6 protein-coding genes are annotated in these 18,235 nt (G+C 69.8%); all 6 read left to right on the forward strand.

The annotated features are described in order from the left end of the window. The first annotated feature begins 5 nt into the window (after positions 1-5). From A176_RS12495 to A176_RS12520, 6 genes are read left to right on the forward strand one after another with little or no spacing between them, the layout of a single operon-like run. Complete coding sequence (locus A176_RS12495; RefSeq protein ID WP_002638601.1) at positions 6-5,555, forward strand: type I polyketide synthase; 5,550 nt, start codon at positions 6-8, stop codon at positions 5,553-5,555. 7 nt (positions 5,556-5,562) lie between these two features. Continuing rightward, positions 5,563-11,061 (forward strand): type I polyketide synthase, encoded by a 5,499-nt coding sequence (locus A176_RS12500; protein ID WP_002638600.1) that lies wholly within the window; start codon positions 5,563-5,565, stop codon positions 11,059-11,061. Continuing rightward, a complete protein-coding gene (locus tag A176_RS12505; protein WP_002638599.1) occupies positions 11,058-15,362 on the forward strand; it encodes a non-ribosomal peptide synthetase in 4,305 nt (1,434 codons plus the stop codon). Before A176_RS12500 ends, A176_RS12505 begins: the two co-directional genes overlap by 4 nt. 20 nt (positions 15,363-15,382) lie before the next feature. Further along, on the forward strand, positions 15,383-16,483 hold the full coding sequence (locus A176_RS12510) for a patatin-like phospholipase family protein (protein WP_044889097.1): 1,101 nt from the start codon (positions 15,383-15,385) through the stop codon (positions 16,481-16,483). Positions 16,484-16,530: 47 nt separating this feature from the next. After that, entirely contained in the window at positions 16,531-17,694 is a 1,164-nt protein-coding gene (locus A176_RS12515; RefSeq protein WP_021780912.1) for an ArsA family ATPase, read from the forward strand. A gap of 50 nt (positions 17,695-17,744) precedes the next feature. Next, positions 17,745-18,218: a hypothetical protein gene (locus tag A176_RS12520; RefSeq protein ID WP_021780913.1), complete on the forward strand. Its 474-nt coding sequence runs from the start codon at positions 17,745-17,747 to the stop codon at positions 18,216-18,218. The last annotated feature ends 17 nt before the right edge of the window (positions 18,219-18,235 follow it).

Genomic DNA, 18,235 nt, shown 5'->3' on the forward strand with positions numbered 1-18,235 from the left:
GATCGATGTCAGCGCAAGGAAGCGATACGAGCTACGGCGAGCTGATGAAGCGCGCGCTCCTGAAGTTGCAGGAGGCCCAGTCGAAGCTCGATGCCCAGGAGCTGGAGCGGCATGGCGCCATCGCCATCGTGGGGATGGGCTGCCGTTTCCCCGGCGGCGTGACGGACCCAGAGGGCTACTGGCGCCTCCTCGCGGAGGGCACGGACACCGTCACGGAGGTGCCTGGCGACCGGTGGAACGCGGACAGCTTCTTCCACCCCGACCCGGACCATCCCGGTGGCATCTACACGCGCCACGGCAGCTTCCTTCGGGGGATGGACCAGTTCGAGCCGCGCTTCTTCGGCATCTCTCCGCGCGAAGCGGCGCGGATGGACCCGCAGCACCGCCTGCTGTTGGAGGTGGCCTGGGAGTCGGTGGAGCGCGCTGGCCGCAGTCCGGCGAGCCTCCACGGCACGCGGACAGGCGTCTTCGTGGGCCTGATGGGGCAGGACTACACGCAGATTGCCACGCAGTCGCCGGAGTTGATCGACGCGCACACGGGCGCGGGCAACGGCGCGAGCGTCGCCGCCGGGCGGCTCTCGTACACGTTCGGTCTCCAGGGCCCCAGCCTCACGGTGGACACCGCGTGCTCGTCGTCGCTCGTCGCGGTGCACCTCGCCATTCGCAGCCTGCGTCAGCGTGAGAGCGACTTCGCCTTCGCGGGGGGCGTGAACCTGGTCCTCTCGCCAGTGGCGACGTTGATCGAGTCCCGCACGCACATGCTGTCTCCGGATGGGCGCTGCAAGACCTTCGACGCTTCGGCCAACGGCATCGGGCGAGGGGAAGGGTGTGGCCTCGTCTTCCTGCGGCGCCTGGAAGACGCGCTCGCGGACGGGGACCCCATCGTCGCGGTGCTTCGTGGCTCGGCGGTGAACCAGGATGGGCGCACCAGCGGGCTCACCGTCCCCAACGGCCTCGCACAGCAGCGGGTCATCCGTGATGCGTTGAATGACGCGAAGGTCGAGCCCGCGAAGGTGGGGTACGTCGAGGCCCACGGGACGGGCACCGCGTTGGGTGACCCCATCGAGCTGGAGGCGCTCTCCGCCGTCTACTGCGCCAGGACGGGACGCCAGCAGCCCCTGATGGCGGGCTCCGTGAAGACGAACATGGGGCACCTGGAGGGGGCCTCCGGCATCGCGGGGTTGATCAAGTCGGCGCTGTGTCTGGCGAAGGCGGAGGTGCCTCCTCATCTCCACCTGCGCACGCCCACGTCGCACGTGGATTGGCGGCAACTGTCCATCGAGGTGCCCACCGCGCTCCGTCCTTGGACGGCCGAGGCGTCACGCTTCGCGGCCGTGAGCTCGTTCGGGTTCTCGGGGACCAACGCGCACGTGGTCCTGGAGTCGGCCCCGGCGCCCAAGCTGTCGGAGCGCGCGGTGGCGCGGCCATCGCATGTCCTGGCGCTCTCGGCCCGGTCGGCGGGAAGCCTGCGCCGGCTCGCGGGTTCGTTGGCGGACGCGCTGTCGAACGGGCACGGTGATGCGCTCGCGGACGTCTGCCACACGATGAACACCGGCCGTGCCGCCATGGAGGAGCGCGCGGCGTTCGTGGCCCCGACGTCCGAAGCGTTGGCTCAGTCCCTGCGCGCCTTCAGCCAGGGGGAGGGCGGAGCCGCCGCGGAGGGTCGGAAGGAGGAGCACGCGCCCAAGGTCGCCTTCCTCTTCACGGGACAAGGCTCCCAGTACGTGGGCATGGGCCGTGAGCTGTTCGACACGGAGCCCGCCTTCCGTCGCGAGCTGCTGCGCTTCGAGGAGATTCTGAAGCCGCACCTCGAGCGGCCTTTGACGGAGGTGTTGTTCAAGGACACCTCGGGCGCGCTCGACGAGACGCGGTACACCCAGCCGGCGTTGGTGGCGCTGGAGCTGGCCCTGGCGAGTCTGCTTCGCGCCTGGGGCCTGCGCGCGGACGCGGTCCTGGGGCACAGCGTGGGTGAGTACGCGGCGGCCATGTTCGCGGGTGTCATGACGCCCGAGGCCGGGCTCCCGCTGGTGGCCGAGCGCGCGCGGTTGATGCAAGCGCTGCAAGCGCCCGGCGCGATGCTGGCCGTGTTCGCGGAGCCGTCACGCGTGGCACCGTTCCTCGCACCGCATCCGAGGGTGAGCGTCGCGGCGCTCAATGGTCCGCGCAACACGGTGATTTCCGGGGATGCGGCGTCCATCGACGCGATTGTCCAACGGCTGGTGTCGGAGGGAATCGAGAGCCGGCGGTTGAACGTCTCGCACGCCTTCCACTCGCCGCTGATGCAGCCCATGCTGGCGGAGTTCGAGCGCGCCGTCGCGCGCGTCGCGTTGCAGCCGCCCCAGGTCGCGCTCATCTCGAATCTCGACGGCCGCGAGGTGGGGGAGGCCATCACCCAGTCCGGCTATTGGTCTCGCCACGTCCTCCAGCCCGTGTGCTTCGCGGAGGGCGTCCAGACGCTCGTCCAGCGCGGGGTGCGCGTGTTCCTGGAGCTCGGGCCCAAGCCCTCGTTGTCGGGCTTCGCTCGGGACGTGGTGGCCAGCGAAGCCGCGGTGTGGCTGGAGACGCTGCATCCGCGCCGCTCGGACTGGGCGGGCCTGCTCCGCGCGCTGGCCGAGCTTCACGTGCGCGGCGTCAGCGTGGACTGGGCGGGCTTCGACGTGGGCCAGGGCCTCAGGCGCACGGTGTTGCCGACCTATCCCTTCGAGCGCCAGCGCTACTGGTTGGACGTCCCCGCACCCTGGACGCGGCAGGTCCGGCGCGCTTCGACACATCCCTTGCTCGGTGCCCGGTTGGAGTCTCCGGCGCTGAAGGACGGCACGACGGTCTTCAGTTCGGAGCTGTCCGCGGACACCGCGTCCTTCGTCACGGACCACCGTGTGTATGGCAAGGCCGTGGTCCCGGCCTCGGCGTTCGTGGAGATGCTGGCCTCCGCCGCGTCCCAGGTGCTGGGGACGGAGTCGCTGCGGCTGGAGGACCTCTCGCTGCTCCAGCCGCTGCTGTTGCCGGAGCAGCAGACGCGCACCGTCCAGACGTTGGTGGAGCGGGTGGGCGAGGACGGCCTGTCGTGCACGGTGATGAGCCGTGGCGACGAGCGTCCGGAGGAGGGCCGCGGCGCGCGCGCGCCATGGGTCACCCATGTGACGTGCCGTGCCTCCGTCCTGAGCGAGTCACCGCCTGTCGTCAGCCGTGAGGCGTGGAGTCAGCACTGTGCCACGGCGGTCTCCATCGAGGACCTCTCCGCCGTCTTCACCCAGCACGGGCTCGACTATGGGCCCTCGCTGCGCGTGTTGAGCTCACTCCACCGGGGCACCGGTGCCGCGCTGTCCTTCAGCCAGGTCGAGGACCGGAGTGGGCAGTACCGCGTCCATCCGGCCCTCTTCGACGGCTGCCTGCGCACCGCCGCCGCGGTGACGCGGCTCACCGGAGAGGACGCGCTGCACCTGCCGGTGGCGATGCGACGGCTCGACCTGTACCGGGCACTGCCGGAGCGCGTCTGGACCCATGCGACGCAGCCGCCACATGAAGGGCAGGCGGGCTTCCCGGCCTCGGACCTCACCGTGTGCTCCGAGGATGGCGGCGTGGTGGCCGTCCTGTCGGGCTTCTCGGTGCGGAGGGCCGAACGGGACGCGCTGCTTCGTGGGCTCGACGGAGACTTCCAGGACTGGCTCTACCGTGTCGCCTGGGCGCCGCGTGCCGTTCCGGAGGAGACGCAGGGCGCGGGCCAGCACTGGGCCGTCTTCGTCAACGCGGAGGGGTTTGGCTCGGAGCTCGTGCAGGTGCTCACGCAGCGCGGTGAGCGGTGCACCGTGATTCGCAGGGGAGAGACCTACAGCCAGGGGGCGGAGGGCTACCGCGTCAATCCTTCCTCCACGGACCACTTCGAACGGCTCGTTCAGGACTGGGCGCACGCACCGCCCACGGGCGTGCTGTACCTCTGGGGCCTCGACGAGGGGCCTGTGAGCCCGGGGACGCTGGCCCACTTGGAGGCGGCACACGTCTCCGGGCTCACGGGCGCATTGCACCTGACGCAGGCCCTGGCGCGGAGCGCGGCGGCTGCGCCCCGGCTGGTCCTGGTGACGCGAGGAACCCAGAGCCTCGCCTCGGATGCGCAGGGCGCGCGGGTGGCGCAGGCTCCGCTGTGGGGCTTCGGTCAGGCCGTGGCGACGGAGCTGCCCGAGCTGCGGTGCCTGCGCATCGACCTGTCGGCGGAGCCCCGTGCCGAGGACCTGGGCGCGTTCGTCCGGGCGTTGTCGCTACCCGGCGAGGAGTCCAGCGCGGCCATTCGCGACGGCGGTCTGTATACCGCCCGGCTCGAGCGGGCCCGGCTGCGCGCCTCGTCCGCGAAGAAGCCGGCGATCGTGGCGGACGCGGCGTATGTCGTCGCGGGCGGCCTGGGCGGCCTGGGGCTCCGCGTCGCGCTCTGGCTGGCGGAGAAGGGTGCGCGGCACCTCGTGTTGATGGGCCGCAACGCGCCTTCCGCTGAATCACGAGCACAGCTCGACGCACTGGCCGCGAAGGGCGTCCAGGTCCAGGTCGCGCTCGTGGATGTCACCTCGCGCGACGCCGTGGCGGAGCTCTTCGAGCGTCTGCGGAGCGGGCCTCCCGTGCGCGGCATCTTCCACTCCGCGGGTGTCCTGCGCGATGGCACGCTCGCGAACCAGACGTCCGAGCAGTTCCGCGCGGTGTTGGCACCGAAGGTCCAAGGCGCGTGGAACCTGCACGAACTCAGCGCGCGCATGGCGCTGGACTTCTTCGTCTGCTTCTCGTCTGCGGCCTCGCTCATCGGCTCACCGGGTCAGGCGAACTACGTCGCGGCGAATGCCTTCCTCGACGCGTTGGCCCACCTGCGTCAGGCGGAGGGCAAGCCCGCGCTGACGCTCAACTGGGGCTCCTGGGCGGAGACGGGCATGGCCGCGAGGCTGGAGCGCGCCGCCTCGGTGCGCCCGGGGGCGCAGGGCTTCGGCTCCATCCCGGTGGAGCAGGGCCTGAGCGTGCTCGAGCGGCTCCTGGGCAGCGGTCAGGTCCAGTGGGGCGTCTTCCCCGTGGACTGGGCGCGGCTCGCGGAGCAGCTCCCGGGGCTCGCGCGCCAGTCGCTGGTGCAGGGCTTCATCAGCGCCGTCCCTCAGCGGGCGCCAGCACCCGTCTTCCAGGTGGAGTTGGACGCGGCGCCAGCGAACCGGCGGCTGGAGTTGTTGCGGCGGCACGTGTCGGCGCAGGTCGCCACGACGCTGGGAATGCCAGAGACAGAGAAGCTCGCGGGGAACGAGCGCCTGTTCGAGGTCGGCGTGGATTCGCTGCTGGCCATCGAAATCCGGAACCGGCTCGCCAGCAGCCTGGGGCGGAGCCTCCGCTCGACGCTGATTTTCGATTTCCCCACCGTGAATGCCCTCGTCGCGCACCTGGCCGAGCAGTTGGGTGTGGAGGCCGAGGTCCCCAAGCAACAGGAAGCATCGCGGGAGGCGCAGGGCGCGCTCACCGCGGAGATCCAAGGGCTGTCAGAGCAGGAGCTGACGTCCCTCATCGACCAGGAGCTGGAGAGCGCGCTCACCAGATGAGACCCTGATGGCGAAACTATCCTCACGAATTTCGGAGTTGCCTGTCGTCAAGCTCGCGTACCTCGCGAGTCAACTGCGCTCGAAGAAGGAGCTGCTGGCGGCGGAGCCCATCGCGGTGGTGGGCATGTCGTGCCGTTTTCCCGGTGGCGGTGAGCTGCCCGAGACGTTCTGGGAGCTGCTGGCGGCCGGGCGCGACGCGTCGCGGGAAGTCCCGGCCTCGCGCTGGGACGTCAATGACTTCTACGACCCGACGCCCGGTGTCCCGGGGAAGATGTACACGCGCCGGGGTTCCTTCATCGACAACGTGGACCTGTTCGACCCGGGCTTCTTCGGCATCACGCCGCGAGACGCCAAGGGGATGGACCCGCAGCAACGGCTGTTGCTCGAGGAGTGCTGGCGGGCCCTGGAGCGCGCGGGCATTCCTCCCAGCAGCCTGACGGGGAGCCGCACCGGCATCTTCCTGGGGTTGATGCACAACGACTACAACCTGCTCGGCATCAGCGAGGAGATGGAGATGCACTCCGCATCTCTCAACTATCCCTCCGTTGCCGCGGGTCGCATCTCCCACACGTTGGGCCTTCAGGGGCCCGCTGTCTCCGTGGACACGGCCTGCTCGTCGTCGGCCGTGGCCATCCACCTGGCGTGTCAGAGCCTGCGCAACGACGAGAGCGACATCGCGCTCGCCGCGGGCGCGAACCTGAACCTCTCGCCCGTCACGGTGATGGTCGAGTGCCAGAACCGGATGCTCGCCGCCGACGGGCGCTGCAAGACGTTCGACGCCTCCGCCGATGGTTTCGGGCGAGGTGAGGGATGCGCGGTCGTCGTGCTCAAGCGGCTGTCGGACGCGCTGGCCCAGGGTGACGCCATCATCGGTGTCATCCGCGGCTCGGCGGTGACGCATGACGGCCGCAGCAGCGGGTTGATGGTCCCCAACGGTCGCTCCCAGGAGCGCGTCATCCGCGCGGCGCTCGACAGTTGTGGGGTGGAGCCGGAGCAGGTCGGCTACATCGAAGCCCACGGCACGGGGACGTTGCTCGGTGACCCCATCGAGATGGAGGCGTTGCGCTCCGTCTTTGGCCGGAAGGGCACCCGGAGCGATCCGCTGTTCGTCGGTTCCGTGAAGACGAACATCGGGCACCTGGAGGCCGCCGCGGGCATCGCGGGGCTCATCAAGGTGCTCCTCTCGCTGCAGAACGAGGCCATCCCCGCCCACCTGAACTTCGAGCGGCCCAACCCCAACATCCGCTGGGAGGACCTGCCCGTCACGGTGCCCACCACCACGCGGCCCTGGCCGCGGGGCGAGAAGCGCCGCATCGCGGGGGTCAGCAGCTTCGGCTTCAGCGGCACCAACGTCCACATGGTGGTGGAGGAGGCCCCCGTGCTGGCGCGGCCGCGCGTGGAGCGTGAGCGCCCGGCGCACGTGCTGTCCCTGTCCGCCAAGAGCGAGGCCTCGTTGGAGGCCCTGATGGAGGCGCAGGAGCACGCGTTGCCCGAGGCGGCGTCCGCCCTGGGCGACTGGTGCTACACGGCGAACACGGGCCGCTCCCAGTTCGAGCACCGCGCGGCCGTGACGGGGACGACCGCGGCCGAGCTGCGCGCGAACCTGAAGCGCCTGCGCGAGGAGAAGCTTCGCCCGGCACGGGAGCCCCTGCGCGGCACGGAGAGCCCCAAGCCCGTCTTCCTGTTCACGGGACAAGGCGCGCTTCGCCCTGGCGTGGGAAGGGAACTCTACGAGACGCAGCCCGCGTTTCGGACCGCGCTGGAGCGCTGCTCCCAGGCCCTGGCAGGGCTGCTGGATTGCAAGCTGGAGGACCTGCTCTTTGGCGAAAGCTCCGCCGCGCTCATGGAGGATACGCGGCACGCACAGCCCGCGTTGGTGGCGCTGGAGTACGCCCTCGCGGAGCTGTGGAGTGCCTGGGGCGTCACGCCCGGGGCGGTCATCGGGCACAGCCTGGGCGAGTACGCGGCGGCCGCGGTCGCGGGTGTGTTCAGCATCGAGGAGGCCTTGCGCCTGGTGGTGACGCGCGCCCGGCTCATCAGCGAGCACCTGTCGGCCGGGGCGATGTCATCCATCTCCGCCCGACTCGAAACCGTGGAGCGCGTCATCGCGACGCACGCCGGGGCGGTCTGCCTGGCCGCCGTCAACGGCCCCGAGGACCTGGTCGTCTCGGGACAGCCGGATGCCATCACCGCTGTGGAGGCGGAGCTGGCGCGCGAAGGCATCCCCTTCAAGCGGCTGCGAATGGCCTACGCGTTCCACTCGAACATGATGGAGCCGGTGCTCGCGCCGTTCGCGGCGTCGTTCCGCGGGCTGTCCCTGTCCGCGCCCCGGATTCCGCTCGTCTCCGCGCTGCACGGTCGGCACATCGACGCCGAAATCACCCAGCCGGAGTACTGGTGCCGGCAGCTCTGTGAGCCTGTCGCCTTCGCGAGCGGCTTGGAGGCCCTGCGCGCGGAAGGGCACCGGACCTATCTGGAGATTGGACCGGCGCCCATCCTCGCGGGAATCGGCCGCCGGAACTTCCAGAGCGCGGACGAGCTGTCGTGGCTCCCGAGCTTGCGCCCCTCGTCGGGAGAGACGGCGCAGCTCGTCGCCAGCCTGGCGGAGCTGTACATGCGGGGCTTCGAGGTCGACTGGGCCGCGTTCGATGCGCCCTTCGAACGGCGTCCGCTGTGCCTGCCGACCCATCCGTTCCTCCGGGAACGCTACTGGATGGAGAAGCGGCAGGTGGAGAAGCCCGGCTATGCGTCGAAGGAGGGCTCGGCGCGGAGCGGTGGCCCCCCCATGCCGGGGGCTCGGCTGTCATTGCCCGGCTCACAGGAGGCGCGCTTCTCCGCGCGGTTGAGCACGCGCTCGCCCGCCTTCATCGAAGAGCATCGCGTGCTCGGCAATCCCGTGCTGCCGGCCGCTTGCTACGTCGAGATGGCGATCGGCGCGGCGCACCAGGTGGCCTCGGGTGAGCGCCCGTTGGAACTCACGGCCATCGAGTTGGAGCGAGCCCTGGTCCTCACGGAGGGGCAGGCCCAGGACGTCCAGACGGTGCTGACGCCCGATGAGGGCGGCTCCCGGTTCGAGATTCACGGGCAGGGCACGGGCGCGGACCGGAACTGGCACCGCCTGGCCCAGGGCCGCATCGTCGAGGGCCGCACGCGTCCGGAGTCCGTCGACGTCGAGGGCAGCCTGTTCAAGGCCTTCCCGCGCGAAGGCTCGGTGAGCGCCTTCTACGAGATGATGGCGAGCGGAGGGCTCGAGTACGGCCCGTCCTTCCAGGGCATCGATGCGCTGAGGTTCGGTGACGGCGGTTGCCTGGCGCACGTGCGGCTGCCGGATGCACTCGTCATCGGCGTGGGCGACTACTGGCTCCACCCGCTGCTCCTGGACGCGTGTTTCCAGACGGCCGCGGCGGCGTTCACGGGCGGCGAGGCCCCGCGCGAAGGTGGCGGACAGGGCCGCATCCCCGTCGCCATCGAACGGCTGCGGTGGTTCAAGCGCCCCGGAAGCCGCGTCTGGGTTCAGGCGCGGGGCGGCACGGGGGCCGCGCTCTCCGAGGGACTGGTGAGCACCGACCTGCGCATCCTCGATGAAGAGGGCGCGGTCATCGCCGAGGTGGAGGGCCTGCTGCTGAAGCAGCTCGACCGCCGCGCGTTCAAGGCGTCCTTCTCGGGCGCCATGCAAGAGCTCCTCTTCGAGCTGGCGTGGCGTGAACACGCCGCGCCCGCGGGCCGGGACCAGGTCGCGAACCATCCCGGCGCGTGCCTGTTGTGGGTGGACGCGGGCCACGACGCGGAAGCCGTCCGCGCCCTGGCGCGAGAGCGTGCCTGGAGCTGCGTGGTGGTGACGCCGGGCCCGGCGTATGAGCACGTCGAGCCGGGCCTCTACCGCGTGGACCCCATGGACCCCGCGGGCTTCGAGCGTCTGCTCCAGGACGTGGTGGCCGCGGGCACGGTGCCCGCGACGGTCGCGTACCTGTGGGGACGGAGTGAGCGCGCTCCCGAGTCGCCGTCAGGTGAGGTGCCTTGGAACACGGTGGGAGCGCTCCACCTGGTCAAGGCCCTGGCGCGGGCGAACTGGGCCCAGCGCCCCGCGTTGTGGATGGTGACGGAAGGGGCCGTCGCCGTGGCGGCGACGGACACCGTGGACCGCTTCACCCAGGCGTCGCTCTGGGGCTTCGGCCGGGCCGCCGCCATCGAGCATACGGAGCTGCGCTGCCGCATGGTCGACCTGGAGCCCGGCGACGACGCGCTGGCGCGGCTGTTCCACCTCATGGCGGAGCCGCTCGAGGAGAACGTCATGGCCCTGCGTGACGGCCGGCTCCTCGGCGCGCGTCTGGTGCGTCCGACCCAGGCGCCGGAGCAGGCAGCCCCCGTGCGCATCCAGCCCGAGGGGGTGTACCTCGTCACCGGAGGTCTGGGCGCGCTCGGGCTCGCGACCGCGGAGTGGTTGGCCGGAGCGGGCGCGAAGCACCTGCTGCTGGTCGGCCGAAGCGCTCCGGGCGACGAGGCGAAGGCCCGGCTCCAGTCGCTGAGTTCGCGAGGCGTCGACGTCACCGTCGCGCGCGCGGACGTCTCCCGGTGGGACGACGTGCAGCGGCTCGTGGACGGGGTGGCGGAGCGGGGCTCACGCCTGCGCGGCGTCATCCACACGGCGGGCGTGCTGGAGGACGGCGTCATCCTTCACCAGGACCGGACGCGTTTCTCCCGTGTCTTCGCGCCCAAGGTGCAAGGCGCGTTGAACCTCCACCGCGCCACGGCGGGCCTGTCGCTGGACCTCTTCGTGACGTACTCGTCCGCGGCCTCGTTGGTGGGCGTGGCGGGGCAGTCCAATTACGTCGCGGCCAACAGCGTCCTCGACGCCCTGGCGCATCACCGGCGCCGGATGGGACTTCCCGCGCTCAGCATCAACTGGGGGCGCTGGGCCGGCGCGGGCATGGCCGCCAAGAGCGCGGACCGGGGCGAGGTCTCCGACGGCTCCAGCCTCGCTCCAGAACTGGCCCTCCAGGTCTTCGAGCAGCTCCTGGAGCAGGGGGCCGTGCAGATGGGCGTGGTGCCGTTCAGCGTGGCCTCGCTGGAGTCGGGCCCGTCGCCCGGCCACGGGCTTCTGTTCTCCGAACTCATGCTTCGCGAGCAGGCGCGCTCCGCGGGGGCCTCGCGCATGCACGAGTTGATGGAGGAGCTGAAGCGCGCGGACAGCGAGCGACGGCGCGCGCTGCTGACGCGGTACGTGCAGAGCCGCCTGGGTCCGTTGCTGGGCTTCGCCCCGGACCACGAAGTCCTTCAGAAGAAAATCTCCCTGAACGAGATGGGGCTCGATTCGCTGCGCGCGGTCGAGCTGAAGAACCGCATTGGCCGTGAGCTGGGCGTGGAGCTCCTCATGGCGCGGTTCATCGACGGAACGACGCTCGATGGGCTCGTGGACGCGCTCCACACCCAGCTCGGGCTGAAGGAACTGCTCGCGCGCGCGCCCGCTGCCACGGCCGCCGCCGAAATCGAGGAGTTGACGGTATGAACCTGGGGGAACTGGTCGCCGAGATGAACCGGCGGGGACTGGAAGTCCGCGTGGAAGGCGATGCGCTGCGGCTTCGCGGCCCGAAGGGCGCCGCCGACCCGGAGCTGCGCCATGCGCTGGCGGAGCACAAGCAGGCCCTGCTGAAGCTGCTGCGGGACCATGACGAGGTCCGGGAGGAGGCCCCCATCGTCCCGGTCCGCCGGGATGGGTACGCGCCCCTGTCGTATGGGCAGACGCGGCTGTGGTTCCTGGACCGGCTCGAGCCTGGCAGCACCGCCTACAACCTGGTGCTGGCCCTCCAGGTCGAAGGGCGGCTCGACCCGTCCATCCTGCACCGCTGCTTCGTGGAGATTGTCCGCCGCCACGAGATTCTCCGCACCCGCTACGCCGAACACGAAGGCGCGGCCGTGCAGTGGGTGGACCCGGAGCCCCGCTTCGGCTTCCAGGTGCTGAAGGAAGCCGAGGTGCTCGCCACCGCGCCCGCGGGCGTGGAGGCGTTCCTCCGGCGCGAGGGAGATCGCCCCTTCGACCTCGCCACGGGGCCGGTGGTCCGCGTGCTCGTCATCGAAGGCGGGGAGGGGGGGCAGTTCATCCAGCTCTGCCTGCATCACATCGCGGCGGACGTGTGGGCGCAGGCGGTGCTCGTCCGCGAAGTCGTGACGCTGTACGGCGCCTTCGCGTCCGGGCAACCCTCGCCGTTGCCTCCGCTCACGCTCCAGTACGGCGACTTCGCCGTCTGGCAGCGGGACTATCTCCAGGGGGAGGTCCGTCAGCGCCTGGTGGACTTCTGGCGGAAGAAGCTGGAGGGCGCGCCGCCTCTGCTGGAGCTGCCCACGGACCATGTTCGGCCCAAGGTGCAGACGAACCGGGGCGGCGAGGTCCGCTTCGAGGTCGGCCCTCGCGTCACCTCGGCCCTCAAGGCCCTGAGCCACTCGGCTAAGACGACGCCCTTCGTGGGCATGTTGAGCGCGTTCTTCGTGCTGCTGCACCGCCTCACGGGGCGGGATGACCTGGTGCTGGGGGCCAACTCCATCAACCGGACCCGCACGGAGCTGGAGCCCCTGGTGGGCTTCTTCGTGGACAACCTGGTCATGCGCGTGGACCTGGGCGGTGCCCCCGGCTTCTCCACGGTGCTGGAGCGCGTGCGCGAGACGGTGCTGGAGGCCTTCGCGCACCAGGACCTGCCTTTCGACCTGCTCGTCGAGGAGCTGCGACCCGCGAGAAGCCTGGGCCACAACCCGCTGTTCCAGGTCGTGTTCGCCTGGGTCCGGGCCGCCAGCGAGTCGCCGGATGGGACGGGCGTCCGGATGCGGCCGCTCGAGTTCGAGGCCACCACCTCGCGCTTCGATCTCAACCTGTTCGTGGATGACCACGGAGACCGGTTGGTGGCGCGCATGGTCTACAACCGCGACCTCTTCGAGCACTCGACCATCCAGCACCACATGGACTGCTTCCAGGTCCTGCTGGACGGGCTGGTGAACGAGCCCCAGCGGCCCGTGGCCGAGCTGCCCGTGCTCCCCCCGGCGGACCGTGAGCGTGTGCTCCAGCACTGGAACGCCACGGGAACGGACGCTTCCCCCGAGGTCTGCCTCCATACGCTCATCGAGGCCCAGGCGGCGCGCAACCCCGACGCCGTCGCGCTCGTCGTGGATGACTGGGAGCTGACGTACGGCGAGCTGGACCAGCTCAGTGATCGCCTCGCGGCGCACCTCCAGGATTTGGACGTGGGGCCGGAGGTGGTGGTGGGCGTCTACCTGGAGCGCACGCCCGAGCTCATCGTCAGCCTGCTGGCGGTGCTCAAGGCGGGCGGCGCGTTCCTGGCGCTCGACGCCGATGAGCCCACGGACCGGCTCCGGCACATCGTGGCGGATGCACGGCCGCGCGTGTTGATCTCCACCTCGCAACGCGCCGAGCGCCTCTGGGGCATGGGCGGCTTCGTCACCGTCCTCGTGGACGAGGGCTACCGAGACGTCCCCGCCGCCACCGGCGTGCGGCTGCGTCGCGACGTGCTGCCGGGACAGCTCGCCTACATCCTCTATACGTCGGGGTCGACGGGCCGGCCGAAGGGCACGGAGATCACCCACCGCAGCATCATCAACTACCTGCGGTGGTCCGCCCGCGCGTACCGGCTCCACGAGGGGACGGGGAGCCCGGTGATTGGCTCCGTGAGCTTCGACGGGACGTTGACGAGCCTCTTCGCGCCACTGCTGGCGGGTCGCGCGCTGTTCCTCGTCCCGAGGGGGCGCGAAATCGACGTGCTGACGTCCGGTGACTACCCGGAGCAGGGCTTCAGCTTCATCAAGATGACGCCTTCACATCTGCGGGCCTTCAACGGCCTGGGCAAGACGCGGCAGGTGTTGGGGCGCGCGCACGCGGTGGTGCTGGGCGGCGAAGGGCTGCACGGCGTGGACCTGACGTCGTGGCGGGAGCAGGGCGTGCCCACCCGCATCATCAACGAGTACGGGCCCACCGAGGCCTCCGTGGCGTGCTGCTTCGAGGAACTGCTCCCGGACGGTGCGCCGCTGCCGGAGCGGGTTCCCATTGGCCGGCCCATCACCGGCATGCGGCTGTACATCCTCGACCGTTTCCTCCAGCCGGTGCCGGTGGGGGTGTCCGGAGAGCTGTACATCGGAGGCATCGGGCTGGCCCGGGGCTATCTGCGCCGCCCGGACCTGACGGCGGAGCGGTTCATCCCCAACCCCTTCGACACGGACTCGACGGGGGCGGGGGGCTCGCGGCTCTACCGGACGGGCGACCATGCCCGGTATCTGCACGACGGCCGCATCGAGTACCTGGGGCGACAGGACGATCAGCTCAAGATTCGCGGCCACCGCGTCGAAGCGGGGGAGGTCGAGGCCGCGCTCGGTCGCCACGACGACGTCGTCCAGGCCGCGGTGGTGTTGCGGCGCGCGCCCGACGGCGCGGCCCGCCTGGTGGCCTACGTGCAGCCCCAGACGATGGAGCGCCCGGACGGCACGGACCTGCGCACGGAGCTGCGCAAGGCCCTGCGCGACGTGGTGCCCGAGTACATGGTGCCCGAGGTCATCGTGGTCCTCCCGGAGCTGCCGCTGAGCCCCAGCGGGAAGATTGACCGCAAGGCCCTGCCGCACGTGACGTCGGAGGCCGCCACGGGCGTGGCGTTGGCCCGCACCGGGGCGCTCACGGAGACGGAGCGGCAGCTCCAGGCGCTCTTCAGCGAGCTGTTGGGCCTGAGCGCCGTGGCGCCCACCGACAGCTTCTTCGAGCTGGGCGGACACTCGCTCCTGGCCGTCACGCTCATCTCGCGCATCTCCGCGAAGCTGGGGGTGGAGGTTCCGCTCAACGAAGTCTTCGACCGTCCCTCGGTGGAGGCGCTGGCCCGTTGGATTGAAGAGCACTCGGTGATGGTCACCGCGCTGGTCCGGCAGCTCCCCGCCTGTGTGATCGCGCTGAAGCCGCTGGGCAAGAATCCGCCGTTGTTCTTGGCGCCGCCCTCGGCGGGCAGCCCCGCCGTCTACGTCACCCTGGCGCGCTACCTGTCCTCGGACCAGCCCGTGTTCGGCTTCCAGATGCCGGGGGTGATGGATGACCAGCAGCCTCCGGAGACCATCGAGGAGTCGGCCGCGCTGTACGTGGCGGCCATGAGACAGGTCCAGCCGCGCGGGCCCTACCGCATCGCGGGCTGGTCCTACGGTGGGCTCGTCGTGTGTGAGATGGCCCGCCAACTGGAGGCGATGGGGGAGCAGGTGGCCTTGTTGGGCCTGATTGACGGCGCCGCGCTGGACCGGCTCGCCGCGCATGACGCGAATGGTGAAGAGATTCCCGGGGGCTCGCAGATGTTCAAGGCGCTGGGGGAAGCCCCCATGCCGAAGGACTACGCGAGCGCCAGGCAGATCGGTGAATGGATGGGTATCAGCCTGCCGGAGTCGCTAGGTGACCTGCTCCGTCGGGACGCGGAAGGACACCATTCCTATCTCCGGCGTTTCTTGCGCGATACAGCCCTCACCGCGCGGAATTTCCTGGCAACACGGCGCTCCGAACAACTCTATACGTTCACTTCATACAGCGGCACCGCCACACTTTTCAGGACGGGTCCTGTGACAGTGGGAGGTGACCCGCTTGTCGACAGCGTGAAGACGTTCGCCCTTGCCGGCACGGAAGTGATTCCCGTTCCGGGTAATCACATGACACTCATCATGGATGAGAGAAATGTCCTCGTGCTTGCAAATGAAATTCAAAAATGTCTGGATAGGGTGCTGGTTTTTCCTGCCCTCGCTGAGCTGTCTCGGGCGGAAATGCCAGTGCAAGGTTTGACTGCGTAGCTCCCCAAGGAGGTCCTGCAATGCCACACCGAGTCCTATCGATGGACGGTACTTCTATTTCTGGCGGTGAAGGGTATGTCACCGCCGGCATGCTCAAATCGCTTCGTGAGAATTTGACCGCGAAAGGGCAAACCCAGTCACTGCTGAACGACGTCGAGCTGTTCTCGGGCACGTCCGCGGGGGCGTTCAACGCGGCGTTCTTCGCCAGCTACGAGAACCCGGACGATGCCTTCCCCAAGATTCTCGACTTCTGGGGCGAAGTCGTCTCGATGAACCGCAAGGCCGTGGGGCTGGCCCGGACCGCGCTGGCGCTGACGGGCAACAGCGCGCTGCTCGATTCGAGCTACATGCGTGACTTCTTCTGCAGCTACTTCGGCGCCACGCTGCGGCTGGGCGACTTGAAGCGCAAGGTCGCGCTGCCGTCCTTCCAGTTGGATGGTCAGCGCAAGGCGCTCCGGACGTGGAAGGCCAAGGTGTTCCACAACACCGGCCACGACAACGATCCGGATCTCAACGAGCTGGTGGTGGACGTGCTGATGCGGAGCGGTTCGCCGCCGCTGTCCTATCCCATCTACCAGGGGATGCGGCACGAGGGGAGCGGCTACGTGGATGGCGGCATCTTCGCCAACAACCCGTCGCTGGTGGCCCTGGCGCAGATCGTCAACAACATCACCCGGAAGAGCCGCGCGGAGAAGGTCGAGACGATGGAGACCGAGCCGCCCGACCTCACGAACATCCTGATGATGTCGGTGGGCAACGGCTGCACGTCCTCCTATCTCACGCCGCGCTTCTGTAACGGCGTCGCCAACTGGGGCTTCTCCAACTGGCTGCTCGACTTCCATGACCCCATGGTCCTGGTGAAGATGATGCTCGAGGCCGGCTCGGACGCGGCGGACCACCAGTGCCGGATGATTCTGCGGAAGAAGTACTTCCGGCTGAATCCCGTGGTGGAGCACTCGCTCTCCGCGGGCAACACCAAGCAGGTCGAGTCCACCGTCCAGCAGCTCGTGAGCACGCAGTCCACGCTCATGCAGCTCAACCGGGCGCAGGCGTGGCTCGGCAAGTCCGGCTGGATGGAGAAGTCCGCGCCCAGCCAGACGCAGCCGACCCCGGCGACCTAACACGCAGGCCACACCCAGCACGGACCCAACCCGAGAGGTGCATTGAGATGGTCAGGATTCTTCTTGTCTCCGGAAGAGGCGGCGCCGGAAAGAGCACCGTGGCCGCCGCGACGGCGCTGGCCGCTTCGCGCCGGGGCCTCCGGACGATGCTGCTTTCGTTCGGCACGTCTCGCGGTCTGGGCACCGCGTTCGGTCTGGAGGCGCCGCTCTTCTCCGGACCCCGGGGCGTGCCGGTGGGCATCAACGACCAGCTCTCCCTCCACGAGGTGGATGTCGCGGAGGAGCTCCGGTTGGGATGGAACAGCGGCCAGGGCGGCCTGGCCGCGCTGGTGGGCAGTGGCTTGGAGCGCGTGAGCGCGGAGGAGGTGGCGGTGACGGCCGAAGCGGCCCACATCGTCACGCTCCTCCGGCTGGGCGAGTACGTCCGGGAGCAGCGTCACGACCTCATCGTCGTGGACTGTCCGTCCACCTCCGAGGCGCTCCAGCTTCTCAACACCGTCTCCGCGATGAGCTGGTACGCGCGCAAGCAGCAGGCGCCCACGCAGCCGGGCCGCAAGGCGCGTTTGTTGGCCGCGAGCCTCCACGGCGCGGAGGCCAGCCTGGAGGTGCGTGACCGGCTCAAGGCCGTGGATGAGCTGCTGCACAACCCCGAGGTGACCACGCTGCGGCTGGTGACCTCCGCGGACACGGCCTCCGTTCAGGAGACGCAGCGGGCCTATACGTTCTTCAACCTCCACGGAGCCGCCGTGGACTGTGTCGTCATCAACCGCCTGGCACCGGACGGCGAGGGCGCGGACGCCGAGCTTTCGCGGGTGCAGCAGCCGCACGTGGAGAAGCTGCGCGGTGTCTTCAGCGGGGTGTTGTTGCTCGAGGTCTCGCGGCAAGTCGGGGACGTGGTGGGCGAGGTGCCGCTGGAGGCGTTCGCCGAGCAGCTCTACCAGGGCGAGGACCCGGTGCGACTCGGCGAGCCGCAGCCCTTGCTGGGCCTGCGCAAGGACGCGGTGGACGCGTACCTGCTGGAGGTCCGGCTCCCCTTCGTGACGAAGGGTGAGGTCGAGCTGTCCCGGAGGGGCGAGGAGTTCGTCATCCAGGTGGGTGGGGTCCGGCGCAACGTCGTGTTGCCCCGGATGGTCGCGCAGTTGCCGACGTCGGGTGCCCGCATGGAGGGCGACCGGCTCATCGTGAGTTTCCAGAAGGAAAGGGGTGTCTGATGTCCACGCAAGATGGTCGTTATCCCAAAGGCGCGTTTGGCAGTTCCCCCATGTATGCGGCCCGGATCGCGGACCTCACCAACGCGGTGATTCCCGGTGGCCGGGAGTTCGTGCAGCAGCTCTTCCGCGCGAAGCAGGAGGCCCTGAAGGGCGTGGCCCACCTGGTCGACGCGCAGATTCAGGAGCTGGCGCACATCGACTCCGCCATCGATGACCGGGCGAAGCAGCCGCCGGTCCAGCCCGCGCCGCATGCGCAGGCGGCGAGTCGTCCGCCCAAGCCGGTGATGTCGCTGGGCGAGGCGTTCCAGAAGGCGAGCGACCTGTTCATGTCGAAGCGGCCGAAGAGCGCCTCGGGCGCCACGATTCCCGCGGCGTGCGCCAGGCCGAGTGACCGCCGTGCGCCTCCCTCGGCGTCGGCCCCCGTCGCCCCGGCCGAGTGCCCCGTGAGCTCGAGCAGCACGAGTGCTCCCAGCGCGGATGTCAGCCCCGCGCCGGAGCCTCTGGAGAAGATTTCAATCAGCTAGGCAGTGAAAGGGGTGGG

Source organism: Myxococcus hansupus (assembly GCF_000280925.3).
GTDB lineage: Bacteria > Myxococcota > Myxococcia > Myxococcales > Myxococcaceae > Myxococcus > Myxococcus hansupus.